22 protein-coding genes and 1 riboswitch are annotated in these 16,721 nt (G+C 60.6%); of the genes, 11 read left to right on the forward strand and 11 right to left on the reverse strand.

The window, feature by feature from the left end; genetic code table 11:
• The first annotated feature begins 72 nt into the window (after nt 1-72).
• Nucleotides 73-615, forward strand: coding sequence for a GNAT family N-acetyltransferase (locus WDZ78_RS11580; RefSeq protein WP_020009625.1), 543 nt, complete (start codon nt 73-75; stop codon nt 613-615).
• Between the two features lie 125 nt (nt 616-740).
• Here WDZ78_RS11580 and WDZ78_RS11585 read toward each other — a convergent pair whose 3' ends face one another.
• Nucleotides 741-1,118 (reverse strand): hypothetical protein, encoded by a 378-nt coding sequence (locus WDZ78_RS11585; protein WP_425673092.1) that lies wholly within the window; start codon nt 1,116-1,118, stop codon nt 741-743.
• Nucleotides 1,119-1,338: 220 nt separating this feature from the next.
• On the opposite strand from WDZ78_RS11585, the gene WDZ78_RS11590 reads away from it, so the two are divergent.
• Entirely contained in the window at nt 1,339-1,941 is a 603-nt protein-coding gene (locus tag WDZ78_RS11590; RefSeq protein WP_003511955.1) for a superoxide dismutase, read from the forward strand.
• 259 nt (nt 1,942-2,200) lie between these two features.
• Nucleotides 2,201-3,046, forward strand: coding sequence for a metallophosphoesterase (locus WDZ78_RS11595; protein WP_425673093.1), 846 nt, complete (start codon nt 2,201-2,203; stop codon nt 3,044-3,046).
• Here the strand turns inward: WDZ78_RS11595 and WDZ78_RS11600 are convergent.
• Nucleotides 3,035-3,745 carry a helix-turn-helix transcriptional regulator gene (locus WDZ78_RS11600; RefSeq protein ID WP_425673094.1) on the reverse strand — a complete coding sequence of 237 codons (711 nt, stop codon included), beginning with the start codon at nt 3,743-3,745 and terminating at the stop codon, nt 3,035-3,037. The genes WDZ78_RS11595 and WDZ78_RS11600 overlap by 12 nt on opposite strands.
• A 133-nt stretch (nt 3,746-3,878) precedes the next feature.
• Between WDZ78_RS11600 and WDZ78_RS11605 the strand changes: the two genes are divergently transcribed.
• From WDZ78_RS11605 to WDZ78_RS11630, 6 genes are all read left to right on the forward strand, one after another.
• The gene (locus WDZ78_RS11605) at nt 3,879-4,508 is read left to right on the forward strand and encodes a LysE family translocator (protein ID WP_020009629.1); all 630 of its coding nucleotides are present in this window, start codon (nt 3,879-3,881) and stop codon (nt 4,506-4,508) included.
• A gap of 119 nt (nt 4,509-4,627) precedes the next feature.
• Nucleotides 4,628-5,062 (forward strand): c-type cytochrome, encoded by a 435-nt coding sequence (locus WDZ78_RS11610; RefSeq protein ID WP_425673095.1) that lies wholly within the window; start codon nt 4,628-4,630, stop codon nt 5,060-5,062.
• A 90-nt stretch (nt 5,063-5,152) separates the two neighbouring features.
• Complete coding sequence (locus tag WDZ78_RS11615; RefSeq protein ID WP_425673096.1) at nt 5,153-6,073, forward strand: c-type cytochrome; 921 nt, start codon at nt 5,153-5,155, stop codon at nt 6,071-6,073.
• Between the two features lie 38 nt (nt 6,074-6,111).
• Nucleotides 6,112-6,345: riboswitch (cobalamin riboswitch) on the forward strand.
• 162 nt (nt 6,346-6,507) lie between these two features.
• On the forward strand, nt 6,508-6,690 hold the full coding sequence (locus WDZ78_RS11620; RefSeq protein ID WP_003509308.1) for a CbtB domain-containing protein: 183 nt from the start codon (nt 6,508-6,510) through the stop codon (nt 6,688-6,690).
• An 11-nt stretch (nt 6,691-6,701) separates the two neighbouring features.
• A complete protein-coding gene (locus tag WDZ78_RS11625; protein ID WP_425673097.1) occupies nt 6,702-7,415 on the forward strand; it encodes a CbtA family protein in 714 nt (237 codons plus the stop codon).
• 4 nt (nt 7,416-7,419) lie between these two features.
• The gene (locus WDZ78_RS11630) at nt 7,420-7,734 is read left to right on the forward strand and encodes a hypothetical protein (protein ID WP_020009633.1); all 315 of its coding nucleotides are present in this window, start codon (nt 7,420-7,422) and stop codon (nt 7,732-7,734) included.
• A 191-nt stretch (nt 7,735-7,925) separates the two neighbouring features.
• Here WDZ78_RS11630 and WDZ78_RS11635 read toward each other — a convergent pair whose 3' ends face one another.
• The 5 genes from WDZ78_RS11635 to WDZ78_RS11655 form a co-directional block, all read right to left on the reverse strand.
• Complete coding sequence (locus WDZ78_RS11635; RefSeq protein ID WP_026363492.1) at nt 7,926-8,492, reverse strand: type 1 glutamine amidotransferase family protein; 567 nt, start codon at nt 8,490-8,492, stop codon at nt 7,926-7,928.
• Between the two features lie 21 nt (nt 8,493-8,513).
• The gene (locus WDZ78_RS11640; protein WP_003509304.1) at nt 8,514-9,002 is read right to left on the reverse strand and encodes a GNAT family N-acetyltransferase; all 489 of its coding nucleotides are present in this window, start codon (nt 9,000-9,002) and stop codon (nt 8,514-8,516) included.
• A gap of 195 nt (nt 9,003-9,197) precedes the next feature.
• A complete protein-coding gene (gene pip, locus WDZ78_RS11645; protein WP_425673098.1) occupies nt 9,198-10,145 on the reverse strand; it encodes a prolyl aminopeptidase in 948 nt (315 codons plus the stop codon).
• An 84-nt stretch (nt 10,146-10,229) separates the two neighbouring features.
• The gene (locus WDZ78_RS11650) at nt 10,230-10,643 is read right to left on the reverse strand and encodes a MerR family transcriptional regulator (protein ID WP_026363493.1); all 414 of its coding nucleotides are present in this window, start codon (nt 10,641-10,643) and stop codon (nt 10,230-10,232) included.
• A gap of 110 nt (nt 10,644-10,753) precedes the next feature.
• Nucleotides 10,754-11,104, reverse strand: coding sequence for a hypothetical protein (locus tag WDZ78_RS11655; protein WP_425673099.1), 351 nt, complete (start codon nt 11,102-11,104; stop codon nt 10,754-10,756).
• A gap of 128 nt (nt 11,105-11,232) precedes the next feature.
• On the opposite strand from WDZ78_RS11655, the gene dmeR reads away from it, so the two are divergent.
• On the forward strand, nt 11,233-11,505 hold the full coding sequence (gene dmeR / locus WDZ78_RS11660; RefSeq protein WP_003509296.1) for a Ni(II)/Co(II)-sensing transcriptional repressor DmeR: 273 nt from the start codon (nt 11,233-11,235) through the stop codon (nt 11,503-11,505).
• Nucleotides 11,506-11,603: 98 nt separating this feature from the next.
• The gene (dmeF, locus tag WDZ78_RS11665) at nt 11,604-12,635 is read left to right on the forward strand and encodes a CDF family Co(II)/Ni(II) efflux transporter DmeF (RefSeq protein ID WP_425673100.1); all 1,032 of its coding nucleotides are present in this window, start codon (nt 11,604-11,606) and stop codon (nt 12,633-12,635) included.
• A 10-nt stretch (nt 12,636-12,645) separates the two neighbouring features.
• Here dmeF and WDZ78_RS11670 read toward each other — a convergent pair whose 3' ends face one another.
• From WDZ78_RS11670 to WDZ78_RS11685, 4 genes are all read right to left on the reverse strand, one after another.
• A complete protein-coding gene (locus WDZ78_RS11670; protein ID WP_020009640.1) occupies nt 12,646-12,933 on the reverse strand; it encodes a hypothetical protein in 288 nt (95 codons plus the stop codon).
• A gap of 340 nt (nt 12,934-13,273) precedes the next feature.
• A complete protein-coding gene (locus WDZ78_RS11675) occupies nt 13,274-14,368 on the reverse strand; it encodes a quaternary amine ABC transporter ATP-binding protein (protein WP_425673101.1) in 1,095 nt (364 codons plus the stop codon).
• Nucleotides 14,361-15,269: an ABC transporter permease gene (locus tag WDZ78_RS11680; protein WP_020812990.1), complete on the reverse strand. Its 909-nt coding sequence runs from the start codon at nt 15,267-15,269 to the stop codon at nt 14,361-14,363. The genes WDZ78_RS11675 and WDZ78_RS11680 overlap by 8 nt, the downstream gene beginning before the upstream one ends.
• A 247-nt stretch (nt 15,270-15,516) precedes the next feature.
• The gene (locus WDZ78_RS11685; protein WP_020009643.1) at nt 15,517-16,527 is read right to left on the reverse strand and encodes an ABC transporter substrate-binding protein; all 1,011 of its coding nucleotides are present in this window, start codon (nt 16,525-16,527) and stop codon (nt 15,517-15,519) included.
• Nucleotides 16,528-16,721: the final 194 nt, after the last annotated feature.

Consider the following 16,721-nt stretch of genomic DNA (forward strand, 5'->3'; position numbering starts at 1 on the left):
TAAGACAGATAATCTTTATTTTGACTGAGCCGCAATGCACAATGGGGCCGTGAATGACCACAGGACGAGATAATGACCCTTCTCACAGTATCCAGTTGCACCATCCGCCCTTGCGAGGAAGCGGATATTCCAGCCATTACCGAAATTTACCGGGATGCCGTGCTGAACGGCCGCGCCAGCTTCGAGATCGATCCGCCTGGCGTGGATATGATGCTTGAGCGCCGCCGCCTGTTGGTGGAGGGCAATTATTCCTATCTCGTCGCCGAAATCGATGGAAAGATAGCCGGATATGCCTATGCCGGGGCCTATCGTCCGCGCCCGGCCTATGGCGCGGCGGTTGAGAATTCCGTTTATGTCGATCCGACCATGAAGGGCATGGGGATTGGCCGCAAACTCCTCGATGCGCTGATTGAGGACGCGACCTCGCGCGGCTTCCGGCAGATGCTCGCCGTCATCGGCGATAGCGGCAACGCCGCCTCGATCGGCCTGCACCGTGCGGCCGGTTTCCAGCATGTCGGCACGTTCAAATCCATTGGCTGGAAACACGGCCAGTGGCTGGATACCGTCCTGATGCAGCGCGCGCTGGGCGAGGGCGACACCACGCCGCGCTTTTGATCCGCTGGAGCATTTCCTGAAAATCTGGAGCCCGGTTTTCCGTCTGGAAATGCGACAAAACAAAAAGTTTGAGCGGGATGGCGAAAACTGTGAGCGGTTTTCGCCATCCCGCTGTTTTATATGATTTAGGGCTTGGTGGAGCCGGGAATTTCCACCTTCAGCGTATCGCCGGCAAGCTCGCTGCCCAGTTCGACGGCCTTGGTCTTCTTGTCGTAGACGCAGATATGGCTGACCGTCGCATCCGCGCCCCCACTTTTCCCGGTGAGTTTGGCCTTGCCGGTGAGGATGGCGAGGCCGTAATTCTCGCTGCCGACTGGATCGACCACCACCTTGGCGTCCTCGATCATGTCCTTAGCTGCGCCAAGGCAGGCCGTCTGCACATCCGCCACGAATTCCTTCCACGCATCGTCCGACGACGCGGCGGCGGGCATGGTGAGTGAAGAGAGTGCGAGCGAGGAGAAGGCGGCGAGCAGCAGCGCGCGTTGGATCATGGGGCGGGTCATGGAAATTCCTTCCTGCAATGTCATCAAAAGCGAACCGATAGGGTGGAAAACGGTACGCCAGGGTTGTGAAACAAATGTGGTGGTGGCCGGCGTGAGAGGAATTTTCTCTTTTGGCGGAACATTTTGATATTTCACAGGTTGCCCAAACAGAGCTTCGCTCCTATGGTCCGCTCACACGGTTTCTAGGAGCGGTAACCCGCTGCAAAAAGGAGTAAAAACCATGGCCTTTGAACTTCCTGAACTCCCCTACGACTACGACGCGCTTGCACCCTACATGTCGCGCGAGACGCTCGAGTTCCATCACGACAAGCACCACAAGGCATATGTCGACAACGGCAACAAGCTGGCGGCGGAAGCAGGTCTTTCCGACCTGTCGCTCGAAGAAGTCGTGAAGAAGTCCTTTGGCACCAATGCCGGTCTCTTCAACAATGCCGCCCAGCATTACAACCACGTCCATTTCTGGAAGTGGCTGAAGAAGGACGGCGGCGGCAACAAGCTGCCGGGCAAGCTGGAACAGGCGTTCGCCTCCGATCTCGGCGGTTACGACAAGTTCAAGGCTGATTTCATCGCCGCCGGCACCACGCAGTTCGGCTCCGGCTGGGCGTGGGTTTCCGTCAAGAACGGCAAGCTCGAAATCTCCAAGACCCCGAACGGCGAAAACCCGCTGGTTCACGGTGCAGAGCCGATCCTCGGCGTCGACGTCTGGGAGCACTCCTACTACATCGACTACCGCAACCTGCGTCCGAAGTACCTCGAAGCCTTCGTTGATAACCTCATCAACTGGGACTACGTTCTCGAGCGTTACGAAGCAGCTTCCAAGTAAGTAGCGAAAAAGCGTGGCTGCTGTCAGTCAAGACGGCCTCTCCACGCGTGACGTCATCCTCGGCCTTGTGCCGAGGATCTGCTGATGTCTCCCAAAACGCGACGTCAGCAGATGCTCGGGACAGGCCCGAGCATGACGATGACAGGTTTACGCTACCCTCCATTTAACACCCGGCCGTAATGCCGGGTGTTTTGCTTTTGTGGCCTTGGTTTTCAGTTTGTCACAAGCCTGTCATCCACCCGGTTTATCGCGGCGCATCATGACTGAAAAAACCAGCCCTCTCTTCTCCTTCGGCATCGTTGCCGATCCCCAATATGCCGACGCCGATCCCCGCCCGGATATGGGCCGGTATTATGCCGAAAGCCCAAAAAAGCTTGGCGAAGCGATCGATGCCTTCAATCGCGAGGACCTGGCCTTCGTGGTGACGCTCGGCGACATCATCGACCGCGGCTTTGAGAATTTCGATGCGATCCTTGGCGTCTACGAACAGCTTAGCCATCCTTCGGTGATGCTGCCGGGCAACCACGATTTTGCCGTCGCGCCTGAACATCTGGCCACCATCCATGCCCGTCTCGGCATGTCGGCGCCCTGGCATGATTTCGCCATCGGCGGGATACGCTTCGTGGTGCTTGATGGTAACGAGGTCAGCCTGTTCGCCCCGCCGCCCGGCGACCCGCGCCGTGCGATTGCGCAGGAGCGGTTGCAGCGCCTGCAGGAAATGGGCGCGATCAATGCGCAGGACTGGAACGCTTCGCTCAGCGACGAACAGTTCGAATGGTTGCAGACGGTTCTGCAAAAGGCGGATGCGGCAGGCGAAAAAGTGATCGTTCTCTGCCACTACCCTGTCTATCCGGAAAACGCCCACAACATGTGGGATGCACCGCGCATCCTCGATCTTCTGGATGTGCATCCTTCGGTCGTCGCATGGTTCAGCGGCCATAATCACGAAGGCAATTACGGCGTGCAGGGCAACACCCACTTCGTCAATTTCAAGGGCATGGTGGATACCCCCGACCAGAACACCTTTGCCATCGCCGACGTCTTCGCCGACCGAATCGTCGTTCGCGGTTTCGGGCGTGAAGAGGATCGCCTGTTAAACCTGTGAGGCGAGGCTGGCCGGCTGGTTGCTCTGCCAGCCGCTCATCCACAATTGCCGCAGCTTCTCGCCTTCCAGCTTGAAGAAACTGCCGGTCGTTTCGCAACTCAGCACCCGGTCCGAGCGAAAATTGCGGATCGCCTGCCGTAGCTCACACCAGGCGACGATATTCACCGTCTCCGAATAATAGATCACCGCAATCGGCCGAACCCGCCGCTGCGTTTCCGCGCCGGCTTCATCGCGATAGGTGATCTCCAGCTTCTCCTCGTCGCGCACCGCCCGCCGCACAGTCGCAAGATCAATGCCGACGGGGGCGGGCGCGATGCTGCCCCAGGCATGCAGGGCATTGGCGGAGAGCGTCTTCGACAGGGGCTCGGGCAGGGAGGCGGCGATCTTGTCGCTGACCTGTCTGGCCGCCTGCCGCAATTCGGTATCGCCGGTGCGGGCGACCATGGCGAGCGCCAGCACGATCGCTTCCGTCTCTTCGATGGAAAACATCAGCGGCGGCAGGTTGAAGCCGGGACGCAGGATGTAACCGACGCCGCGTTCCCCTTCGATCGGCACACGCATGGTCTGAAGCGCTGCTATGTCGCGATAGACCGAGCGCACCGTCACCTCCAGCGCCTCGGCAATCGTCTGCGCGGTGACCGGCCTGCGCGCCACCCGCAGGATCTGGATGATCTCGAACAGTCTCGACGCCTTGCGCATTGCCGTTTTTCCCGGTTGCTTCGCCACGCAACTGACACAACGCTGTCAGTTGGTCTTTCCTATAAACGGAGAAACACATTGAGAAACATGGGCTTTCCCGAATGTGCCATGAACCGTTTTGGGAGATACTGACATGAGTTACGCCGAAAATCTCTGGCTTTTCTTTCTGGTCCTGTTCGGCATCATCATCCTGCCGGGCATGGACATGCTGTTTGTGCTGGCAAGTGCGTTGACGGGCGGCAAGAGAACCGGGCTGTCCGCCGCAAGCGGCATGAGCGCGGGCGGCATCGTGCATTCGCTTTACGGCGCGTTGGGCGTCGGCATGCTCGCCGCCTGGATGCCGTCGCTGTTCCTGCCGCTTCTGGTCTTTGGCGCCGCCTATATGATCTGGATCGGCATCGGCCTGATGCGCAGCGCGATTGTCGTGAACGGCGACGAGGCGCAGGCGAGCGCTTCGGTCAGAAAAGCCTTCTGGCGGGCGGTGCTGACCTGCCTTTCCAATCCGAAGGCCTATCTGTTCATGATGGCGATCTATCCGCAATTCTTGAAACCCGCCTATGGTCCGATCTGGATGCAGGGGCTGGTGATGGGCGCGATGGTGGCGGTGACGCAGTTCACCGTCTATGGCGCGCTGGCGCTGACGGCGGATAAGAGCCGGGCATGGCTTGTTTCCTCACCCGCCGCCACGATCTTCATCGGTCGCGCCGCCGGTTTCATGCTGATTGCCGCAGCGCTTCTCACGATCTGGGAGGCCTTGTCTTAGGCTTCTGTTTTCACGATGGAATTCACCGCAATGTGACTTCTTTTCGCCATCCGGAAAGGGCATCCTCGCGCCGTTCCATCTAGCGCCCGGTGTCCCAGCCGGAATCAAGGAGAGTGTGCATGAAACTGAAAACCATCACGGCGGCCATGCTTTTCGGCTGTCTTTGCGCCGGAGCGGTCTACGCTGCCGGCGAGGTCGAAAAACGTGAAGGCATGATGAAGCAGATCGGCGGCGCCATGGGTTCACTCGCTGCCATCTCCAAGGGCGAGAAGCCCTTTGATGCTGATGTCGTCAAGGCCGCGGTGACGACCATCGGCACCAATGCCAAGGCTTTCCCGGACCAGTTCCCCGTCGGCACCGAAACCGGCAGCGCGGCTGCTCCCGCCATCTGGGAAAATTTCGAGGACTTCAAGGCCAAGGCCGCCAAGCTCGGCACGGATGCGGACACCGTTCTTGCCAATCTCCCCAGGGATCAGGCGGGTGTCGCCACCGCCATGAAGACGCTCGGCGCCGATTGCGGCGCCTGCCACCAGACCTATCGTCTGAAGAAGTAATCGACTGATTCTGGAAACGCCGCTTGTCGGCGGCGTTTTTTCACGCGCGAAAGGCATCTGACCGGGTCAGGTGAGAATGGGGAGAGGGGTATGGCCTCCATCTGGACGAAACTCGTGGGTGGGGCCGTGGTCGCGGCGATTGCGGGCTACGGCATATTCGCCTGGGTCACCGCGCCGGAACGGCAGGCGCCAAGCCATTGGGTCAGTCTTGGCGAACCGGATCTGGCCAATGGCGAAACGTTGTTCTGGGCGGGCGGCTGTGCAAGCTGTCATGCCGCACCCGATGCGAAGGGTGAGGCGCTGTTGACGCTTTCGGGCGGCCAGGCGCTGAAAAGCCCCTTCGGCACCTTTCATGTGCCCAATATTTCCTCCGATCCGCAGCATGGCATCGGCGGCTGGACGCTGGCGGAATTCGGCGATGCGATGACGCGCGGTGTGGGCAGGAACGGTGAACATCTTTATCCGTCCTTTCCTTATGCCTCCTATGCCCGCATGACGCAGAAGGACATCAACGATCTCTTCGGTTATCTGAAAGCCCTGCCGGCCAGCCAGAACGACGCGCCGGATCACGAACTGCCTTTCCCCTTCAACCTGCGCATGGCGCTGGGCGGCTGGAAATTCCTTTATTTCGCCCCCTCGGCGCCGCCGCGCGTCGAGCTTGCCAATGCCAATGCCGAATTGCTGCGCGGCCAATATCTGGTGGAAGGGCCGGGCCATTGCGGCGAGTGCCATACGCCGCGCAACGCGCTTGGCGGCTTCCTTGCCGATAAGTGGCTGGCCGGCGGCCCCAATCCGGAAGGCGAAGGCCGCATTCCTGATATCACTCCCGGCTCGCAAAGCATCGGAAGCTGGGCCAAGGCCGATATCGCCAGCTATCTGGAGACCGGCTTCACCCCGGAATTCGACAGCGTCGGCGGTTCCATGGTCAAGGTGCAGCAGAACATGGCGCATCTGAGCGCGGATGATCGCGATGCGATCGCCGCCTATCTGAAGGCCATTCCGGCGCGGTAAGGTGCCCGGAGGCCCATTGACTCGCGCCGCCACCCATCGGATAACAATCCTGTGATGGTTCCTTCCGGGCGTTCCGGAAGGTGAAAAGGGAACACGATAGGGAGCGATCCTCATTCGTGGCTGCCCCCGCAACTGTGAGCGGAGAGCCTGAAACGAAGTGCCACTGGCAAGCCATTTCCCGGGAACCGAGGTTTCCACAAAGGGCGATGCCGGGAAGGTGTTTCAGGTTTTGACCCGTAAGCCAGGAGACCTGCCATCACGGAAATGTCCATGCCGGCGGGGTGTCCGGAAGAGCGGAATTTCAGGGTGGCGAGATCAATGCCTCCCTGTGTCAGTCTCGTATCCCCGTGGTGAAGTGTATCGCATGCGGTCTTGCGGCTCCCGCCGTTCGGCCGCGTCTAAAGGCGCGGGGTCGCGCCGGGAGAGGGGTCACCATGTCCATCCAGCAGAATACGGCCAATTCAGCCGTTTCCGCAAAAACGGGCAGCTTCGCGCAATCGCTGACGGCGATCGTGCTTGGCCTGTTCGTTGTCGGTTTTGTCGGCTTTTCGCATGTGGAAGCCGTTCACAATGCCGCGCATGACACGCGTCATGCCAATGCCTTCCCCTGCCATTGAGGGGAAACGGCATGTCATTTTTTCGCAATATCGTCTTTACCGCCGTTCTCGTCGGTATTCTCGGCGGCTTTGCCGTGTCTGCCATGCAGGCTTTCGGCACCACGCCGCTCATCCTTCAGGCGGAAACCTATGAGAGCGCCGGTGGCGAGGCGCCCCATAGCCATGATGCGACGGCGCCCGGTGCTGCGGTTCCCGCCCATGAACACAATGACGAGGCCTGGGCTCCGGCCGACGGCTTCGAGCGCACCGCCTATACCGTCGCCGCCAATGTCCTGACCGCCATCGGTTATGCGCTTGTCCTGACCGGCCTTATTTCGCTGCGTGGCACGAATGGCGGCTGGCGCGAAGGCCTTCTCTGGGGCGTTGCCGGTTTTGCTGCCGTCATGCTGGCCCCGATGATCGGCCTGCCGCCGGAATTGCCGGGCAGCCCCGCCGCAGCGCTTGAGGCGCGGCAGATTTGGTGGCTTTCCACGGTTGCCGCAACCGCGGGCGGCATTGCGCTGATCGCATTCCGCCGCGAACCCTGGGCCATCGTTCTGGCGCTGGTGTTGATCGTTGCGCCGCATGTGGTGGGCGCACCCCTGCCGCCGGAAGGTGAACATGCGCTGGCGCCGCTGCCGCTCGAGCGTCAGTTCATCGTCGCCGCCACCATCACGAGCTTCGTTTTCTGGGCGCTGCTCGGAACATTGAGCGCGTTTTTCCTGAAGCGCTTCCAGCAGGCTTAAATCCATGCAGGACGCAGCGGAATGGAGTGAGGAACTCGATGCGCTGCGTTTTGCCGTTCCGGGCCACGGCGCTTTCTGCGCCGTGCACCGTCTTGCTTTCAAGGCAATGCTGGGGCCGAACCCGGATCGCGAGGCGGCTCTCGCCTGTTTTCATGGACACGAAGCTGCATTTATCGCTGCGGCGCTCAGCAAGATAAAGCGCTCGAATTTGCCCGCCGGCCGTAGCCTGCATCTGAACAGCCGCGATATTCGCCGTGCGATAGCAGGTGAGGGCGACGCGTCGGCGGCGCATATGTGCCGGGTGCTTGATCGGCGGTGATGCGTGAGGGTGTCTAGACGCTTGTATTTTGCACCACCTCATTCCTGTGCTTGTCACAGGAATCCAGCCGACGCGCGTCTGCGCGACGAATAGAGTCGTTTCAGCCCAAGGACTTGGGCTGGCTAGATTCCTGTGACAAGCACAGGAATGAGGGCGGACGGCTTATGTGACCCATAATATCAGCGTCCGCCTCACCGATGCTCCGCCGCAAAAACCTGAAGTTCCGCCTCGGCTTCCGGACCAAAGAGGCCGAGGTGTTTCAGGATTTCCACAGCGAAACTGACCGGTGCGCTGCCGGCGGCCGTGATGATGCCGCGATCGCTGACCGCTTTCGGCTGGTCGCGGTAAAGCGCCTCGCCACTATAGACGGCATAGGCCTTGTGGGACGCCAGCGAATTGCCGGTATGGGCGACATCGTTCAGAACGCCCGTGCCGCCGAGCGCGCTCGCCGCCGCGCAGATGCCGGCAACCAGCCGGTCGCTGTCGCGAAACCGGTGCACCAGCCCGCCGAGATCGACAGCCATGCCCTTTTCCCAGCTCAAGCCGCCGGGAATGACGAGCGCATCGATGCCAACAGGATCAAGCGCGTCATAGGATATGTCAGGCGTCACATTCAGCCCGCCCATGGACGTTACCGGCCGGCCATCGGGCGTGGCATAGATGATTTCGACGCCGAGATAGCCGCGCGCTGCGGCAGCAAGCAGCGCCGGTTCCCAGTCCGCAAAATCCTGCGCGAGCGCAATGGCGATCCGTGTCATGGCCGTCTCCATTTATGCCAGTCAGGCAATCGACTGCATGTAGCGCATGCCGGTAACCGGCCGGGGCGCGAAATCCATGTTTTCATAGAAACGATGCGCCGCGACATTGCCTGTTGTGGCGCTGACGGAAAGATAGTCGCAGCCGAGACGCTTGGCGATATCGCGGGCGCGGGAAACCAGATGCTGACCGGTGCCATGGCCGCGATGGCCGTCACGCACGAAGAGATGATGCAGCTCAAGCCCGCGCCGGCCTTCCTGCGCCCTGTAGAGCGGCAGAAGCAGGGCGTAGCCGATCAGCGCGCCATCGGCTTCGGCCACGAGACCGTGCACCCAGGGCAGCGGGCCGAACAGGTCGCGTTCCAGTTTCGCCGGCGTGATCGCCGCCGCATCGCCGTGGTAGGAGGCAAGCAGCGTGATCATCTCGTTGAGTTCGGGCAAGTCCGTCTTGCGTGCGCCACGAATGATGACGACGGGCGGTCTTTCCAGTGTAAGGGAGCTATCTTCGGTCATTTTTTCGGTCCTTTGGTCTTATCGGTGCCGTCAGGACGCTTGAGAAACAACAAAGCCGCCTGACGGCGGCTTGTTGACAACATGATCTGTCGAGCCGCCCTTAGAGGTAGGCCCAAAAGTACGAGCAGGAGATGGGTGCGCGTTCGTTGATCATGGGAAATGCAATGCGCCCGAATCCGTAATCTGTCAAGCGGGTCAATTCGCAAATCGCGCGATTGCCGACAGGATTGCATCTTCCATGCCCGCATCGCCCGTGGAATGGCCGGCGCCATCGATGGCGACAAGGTCGCTTCCCGGCCATGCTGCGGCAAGTTCGTAAGCAGTGACGGGCGGCCCCTGCAAATCACGTATGCCCTGAATGAGTATGCCGGGAACACCGGCGAGGCTGCCGGCATTGTGCAGAAGCACGCCATCGTCCAGCCAGGCGGCATGGTGGAAATAATGGGCGCAGAGGCGGGCGCGGGCAAGAATGTAATCGCCGTCGCGCCATTTTTCAGGAAAGGCCGAAATGCCCTCGGCGCTGATCGAGCCCGCCTCCCATAAATGCCACTCAAGGGCGGCCGTTGCGCGCACGGCAGGGTCGAGATCGTTCAGAAGCCGGTGATAGGCGCCGACCGGATCTTGCCTCGGCATATGATCCGGGATCGCGGCGATGAAGCGCTGCCACTGCTGCGGCAGAAACATTGCCAGCCCCTTGTACAGCCAGTCGATTTCCTTCTGCCGCGTGGTGGTGACGCCCGCCAGCACCATGCCGCGCACGCGCTTCGTGTGGCGCTGGGCATAAGCGAGGGCGAGCGTGGAACCCCATGAACTGCCGTAGACCAGCCAGTCTTCCACCGCGAGCGCACAGCGAATGGCCTCCATGTCATCGATCAGATGATGCGTCGTATTGTGTTCAAGGCTATCGGCGGCGTTCGGCGTGCTTTGGCCGCAGCCGCGCTGGTCGAACTGGATGATACGGAAAATGGCGGGATCGAAGTAGCGCCGTGCTGTCGATGACAGCCCGGAGCCGGGCCCGCCATGCAGCAGGATCGCAGGCCGCCCGGCCGGATTGCCGGCAAGCGTCACGTGCAGCCTGTGACCCTCGGAAACATCTAGGAAAATGGTGTCTGATGGCGTGATGTCAGGAAAGAGTTCGGCCATCCGGCATCCTTTTTTTCAGGCGGGTACGAGGCGCTTACCGGGTGCGGATGACATTTGAATGTCAGTCCCGTTCCCTGTTGCCGCTCAGTGCTCGCCCTCGCACATGTCATGATTGGAAAGCGCGCGGATGACGTAACAATCCTCGATCGAATGGCCGTGGCAGTGGGAGACGATGCGCTCCAGCTCGTGCTCCAGCTTTTTCAGGCTGGCGATCTTTTCTCGCACATGGGCGAGGTGTTCGGCGGCGATGCGGTCCGCGCCCTCGCATGGCATCTGCCGGTGCTGGCTAAGCGCGATCAATTCGCGGATGGCGTCGATGTTCAGCCCGAGATCACGCGCATGGCGGATGAAGGCCAGCCTGTCGAGGTCGGTCTTTTCGTAACGGCGCTGGTTGCCCTCCGAACGATCGGCCTCGCGGATGAGGCCCATCTGCTCGTAATAGCGGATCGTCGGCACCTTGACGCCGGTACGTTTCGACAGTTCACCGATGGACAGCATGACTTTCTCCATATCTCGGGCAAAGACGGGAGAACGGGGTGGCTCCGCCGTTCAGGGTCGATGCTCTAGTCTCTAGAGATATTGCTTTTCAGCCCGCCATTCAATGGGTCTCAGACGGCTTCATCCACGCCAAGCGCCTGGGCGAGCGCTTTGAGGACATCATTCTCGATGCTGGATGCGGCTTCTGGCTGCGCCGATGCGGCCATGTCCAAGGCGGGCGTTGTCGTGGAAGTGCCGCTGTCGAGGTTCCAGAGTGCCGTGGCAAGGCCGAAGGAAGCACTGGCGGCGGCCGGCGCGATGGCCGTGGCAGCGGTTTCGACGCTCGAAATGCTGCGATGCGCGGCGCGGGTAAGCTCCAGCAGGGCTTCGGTGGTGGAGTGGGTTTCCTTGCCTCTCGCCGGCTCAATGCCCCGGAGCGGAGTGGGATGATAGCTGCTGATGGTTGCTGCGATAGTCGTCATGACTGAGTCCCCTAAGTTTCACGGGGGATTTTTTAAGGGGCGAAACATTCGCGAAGATTGCGTCACGCGGGGCTTGAACGGAAAATTCTCTCAATATAGTATACCCCCCTATACTATATGAGGTGCTCATGTCCCATACGATCCGCAACAAGGAGAAGCTTCTGGCCCGCATCCGCCGCCTGAAAGGGCAGATGGAAGCGGTGGAGCGCGCGCTTGATGATGCCAAGCCGTGCGGCGAGGTGCTGCAATTGCTCGCTTCGGTGCGCGGCGCGCTTTCCGGACTGACGGGGGAGGTGATGCAGGAGCATCTGCATGAGCATGTGGTGCATGCCGAAAATGAGGACGAACGGGCCCGGGCGGCGGAAGAGCTGGCCCAGGTGCTGAAGACCTACATCCGGTAAAATCGAACGGGCCAGCAGATCAGACAGGCCCATAACAAGCGGGCCAATAACAAGCAGGCCAGTAGCAAGCAGGCCAGTAGCAAACAGGATTGAGCGACATGACGACGACATCCGAACACCGTGCAGCAGCCGGTCACGACCATGTTTTCCTCGGCCAGAACCACGAGCGCAATGAGAGACGCGTCTGGATGGTCATTGCGCTGACCGCGGCCATGATGGTGGCTGAGATCGTTGCCGGCCACTGGTATGGCTCGATGGCGCTGACGGCGGATGGCTGGCACATGTCCACCCATGCGGGCGCGATGCTGATTTCGGCCTTGGCCTATCTTTATGCCCGTCGTGAGGCGCGCAACCCGCGCTTCACTTTCGGCACAGGCAAGTTCGGCGATCTCGCGGGTTTTGCCAGCGCCATCGTGCTGGCGGTGGTGGCGCTGCTGATTGCCGTGGAAAGTGCGATGCGCCTCATCAATCCCGTCGAAATCGATTTCAACCAGGCCATCCTCGTCGCCATTATCGGCCTTGCCGTCAATCTTCTCAGCGCGGTGCTGCTGAAGGATGATCATCACCACGATCATGGGCATGGGCATGGGCATGGGCATGGGCATGGCCACGGCTCGCATGCCCATCACGGCCGTGGCAGCCACGCCCATCATGATCACGGCTCGCATGCCGGTCACCATGCTGATCACGGCGCGAAGGGCGGCAGGGACAATAATCTGCGCGCGGCCTATCTGCATGTGCTGGCGGATGCGCTGACCTCGGTTCTCGCCATCGTCGCGCTGCTGCTTGGCAAATGGAACGGCTGGTCGTTTCTCGATCCGGCCATGGGCATCGTTGGCGGTCTGGTCATCGCCCGCTGGTCATGGGGGCTGATCCGCTCCACGGCGACGACCCTGCTCGACGCGCTGCCGCCGGCGGAGGATTTGCCGCAGGAAATCCGTGAAAGCGTGGAAACCGAAGAGGATCGCATCACCGACCTGCATGTCTGGCAGGTAGGGCCGGGGCATCACGCCGCTATCGTGGCGATCCATTCGCAGGCGCCGAAAGCGCCGGCTTTCTACAAACAGAAACTTGCCGCCATACATGAACTGTCCCATGTGACGGTGGAAGTGAGCCCGGCAAGGGCCTGATAGGAATCGTTTATTCGGTATATTCCGAATAGGCGCTGCGCACCCATTCCGCCTGTGCTTCCGCCTTGTCCTCGGCGGAAGCCGCCGCCGGATCCTGATAAGCGGGCGCGCTGCCATTGCCGACGGCCCAAAGCACATTGGCCAGCGACTGGGAAAGAATGGTGCTGGAAACGGTGGGGTTGCCGGGGCTGCGTTTGACGGCCTGTTCTTCAGCCGCATTCTGCGCGCCGCCGGCTTTTTCAAGCTCGCGAACACGCCCCTGGTAATTATATCCGCCGATATTGCTTTCAATCTGCATGTCGGTGATTCCGCGTTCAAAAGTTAACGAATGGTTAACGACGGGGACTTGTCCGAAACTTGCGCTTGCTGCGCTGCAGCGATCGCCGAGGGTTGACAGCCGGCGAAGTAGTGCTTCGTTTTTGCATGGAGGGGCGGGGAGCGTGGATTGGTGAATGAGCCCACCCTCCGGACGCCAGCAATGTGTGCGTGGTCGGATAAAAGGTCGATCTCGCCAGATATGCCGACGTCATCCTCGGGCCTGTCCCGAGGATCTGCAACGTTTCGATTGTATTGACGTGTTTAGATCCTCGGGACAGGCCCGAGGATGACGGGAGAGTTTCAGAGCGTAAACAGGCCGATCACGCCGTTTCCTTCTCCGCCGGAGCAACAGGCTCCCGCACCTTCTCCGCTTCCACCTTAACCTCCGCCTCCTGCGGCGCAGGCGTCACCATCGCGGCCACCAGCGTGTCCAGACCGATGCTGCCGACCGGTTTGCCGTCCTCGTCCACCACATGGGCGGTCGTCTCGTTGGCTTCCGACATGTCGCGGGCGATTGTTTCCAGCGTCGCGTTCTCCTGCACGGCCATGCCTTCGGGGCGGCTTTCGAGCGGCTCCATGACAGTGGTTGCCTGCAGCACGCGGCTGCGATTGACGTCACGCACGAAGTCGGTGACGTAGTCGTCCGCAGGTGAGAGGATGATGCTCTGGCCGTCGCCCTGCTGCACCACTTCGCCGTCTTTCAGGATGGCAATATGGTCGCCGAGTCGCAAAGCCTCGTCCAGATCGTGGGTAATGAACACCACGGTCTTTTTCAGCTCCTGCTGAAGGTCGAGCAGCATCGTCTGCATATCGACACGGATCAGCGGATCGAGCGCCGAATAGGCCTCGTCCATCAGCAAAATATCGGCGTCATTGGCAAGCGCGCGGGCAAGGCCGACACGCTGCTGCATGCCGCCGGAAAGCTGGTTCGGGTAATAATCCTCATACCCGTCCAGACCGACGCGGTTCAGCCAATACCGGCCCTTTTCCTCGCTCTTGCTGCGAGGCACGCCCTGGATGTCGAGACCGTAGACGCTGTTTTCCAGCACGGTGCGGTGCGGCAGAAGGCCGAATTTCTGGAACACCATCGCCGTCTTGTGGCGGCGGAATTGCCTGAGCGCCGAAGCGCTCATGCCGCAGATATCCTCGCCGTCATAAAGCACCTCACCCGCCGTCGGGTCGATCAGCCGGTTGATGTGGCGGATCAGCGTCGACTTGCCGGAACCGGAAAGCCCCATGACGACGGTGATCTTGCCGCCCGGCATGGTGATGTTGATGTTGTTGAGACCGAGCACATGGTTGTGTTTGTCGTTCAGCTCGACCTTGTCCATGCCGGATCGCACCGCTTCGAGGTACTTCTCGGGATGCTTGCCGAAGATCTTGTAAAGATTCCTGATTTCGATGCTTTTAGCCATGGGAGACCTCGCGGTATTTCTGCAGACGCTTGCCGAATGCCTGGCTCGCCCGGTCGAACATGATGGCGATGGCGACCAGAGCGAAACCGTTCAGGAAGCCCACCGTGAAAAACTGGTTGTTGATGGCCTGCAGCACGTTCTTGCCCAGCCCGCCGACACCGACCATGGAGGCGACGACGACCATGGCGAGCGCCATCATGATGGTCTGGTTGATGCCTGTCATGATGGTGGGCAAGGCCAGCGGCAGCTGCACGTTGAACAGCTTCTGGCCGTTGGACGAACCGAAGGCGTCGGCCGCTTCCAGCACCTCCCGATCCACCAGGCGGATGCCGAGGCTGGTGAGGCGAATGACGGGCGGGATGGCGTAGATCACCACTGCGATCAGGCCCGGTACCTTGCCGATGCCGAAAATCACCACCACGGGGATGAGATAAACGAAGCTTGGCAGGGTCTGCATCACGTCGAGCACGGGATTGATGAGACGTTGCAGGCGTTCCGAACGTCCCATCAGGATGCCGAGCGGCAGGCCGATGACGATGGCGATCAGCGTGGCGATGGCGACGATGGAGAGCGTCGTCATGGCGTCGCGCCAGAGGCCGACGGCGCCGATCATAAGCAGGGAGATGGCGGTGCCACCGGTGATCTTGAAGCTGCGCCCGGCCAGATGCACGATGGCGAGAATGACCAGCATCGTGATGATCCACGGCGTCTGGATGAACAGCCGCTCCGAGGCATTGAGGAACAGCTGCAGCGGATGCACGACGACGTCGATCGCATCGCCGTAATTGCGCACGATGTCGCGAAAACCGTCATCGATGGTTTTGCGTGCCACACGCATTGTTGAGTTGTCGATGGCCGGGAACTTGCAGAGCAGGTCCGGCAGGTAGTTGCAGAGGGCCATTATTGTTGTTTTCCCTTTGGGTTTTGGGGGATGGTGCGGCGGAGGCTGGAGCGCGGAGCACCCCCCTCTGTCCTGCCGGACATCTCCCCCTCAAGGGGGGAGATCAATCTGCGGCAAGGTCTCGCCCATCTCGATGGTTGAGGATGAAGCGGTGAACGTGCCCCCGGCCGATCTCCCCCCTTGAGGGGGAGATGCCCGGCAGGGCAGAGGGGGGTAAGCGGCTTGCGCCGACTCCCCCATCAACCAATCACATCGAAGCCTTGATCTTCTCCGCCACCTCGGCCGGAACCCACTTCGTCCAGATGTCCTCATGGTTCTCGAGGAAATATTCCGCGCCATCCTCGTTGGTGCCCTGGTTCTCATCCATCCAGGCGAGGATTTCGGCGACTGTCTTGTTGTCCCAGTTGCGGGCCTTGATGTAATCCATCGTCACCCCGGCCTTGCCTTCGAAGTCCTTGGTGATGACCGTAAAGACATCGGCCACGGGATAGGCGTTAACCTTGGGATCGGCGCAATCGACCTTGGCCGTGCATTCGTCGAAATGGGCGCGGTCCAGTTCGACGCCGTCGTCCAGCTTCACCATTTCGTATTTGCCGAGAATGGCGGTGGGCGACCAATAATAGCCGAGCCAGCCCTGCTTCTTTTCAAACGCGTTGGCGATGGAACCGTCGAGGCCGGCGGCCGAACCCGTGTCGACCAGCGTGAAGCCCTTCTTGTCGCCCTCGCGCGCCTTGTAGAGATTGGTGGTCGTTACCTGGCAGTTCCAGCCGGACGGGCAATTATGCACGGCGCCCTTGCTAGCGTCTTCCGGGGCGGGGAAGAGTTCGGGATGTTTCAGCGCATCCTCGACGGTCTTGATGTCGGGGTGTGCATCGGCGATGAATTTCGGAATCCACCAGCCTTCGATGCCGCCTTCGCTGAGGATTTTCGACGCTTCGATCATGCGGCCGTCCTTGACGGCGGCGTCGAGCGGCTCGCGCACGGCATTGACCCACAATTCGGGCGCCATGTCCGGCTGGCCCTTTTCGTTCATGGAAGCGAAAGTCGGCATGGTGTCGCCGGTGACGACATTGACCGTGCAGTCATAGCCATTTTCCATGATGAACTTGTCGACGTAAGCCGCGACACCCGCGGATGCCCAGTTCATTTCGGCGATGGTGATGCTGCCGCAGCTATCGGCGGCATTGGCGGAATGTGCTGCACCGGCAGCGATGGTAAAGCCCGTTACGAGAATGGTCGAGGCCAGGAGTTTCTTCATAGGAGACCTCCAAGTCTGATGCAGTGTTTTCAGTTGGCAAAGCGGGAGCACTGCAAAGCCCGGATTGCCAAGGGCGAACTGACATGGCGCGTTGAAAAAGCCGAAAAATTACGGCGAGAAGAATATCCGCAGAACACGCTGCGGCATTGCCGCAGGAAAAGCGGCGAAAAGGCGCATGAATATGTCAACGACCG

The sequence above is a fragment of the Agrobacterium sp. M50-1 genome (assembly GCF_049843495.1).
Lineage (GTDB): Bacteria > Pseudomonadota > Alphaproteobacteria > Rhizobiales > Rhizobiaceae > Agrobacterium > Agrobacterium radiobacter.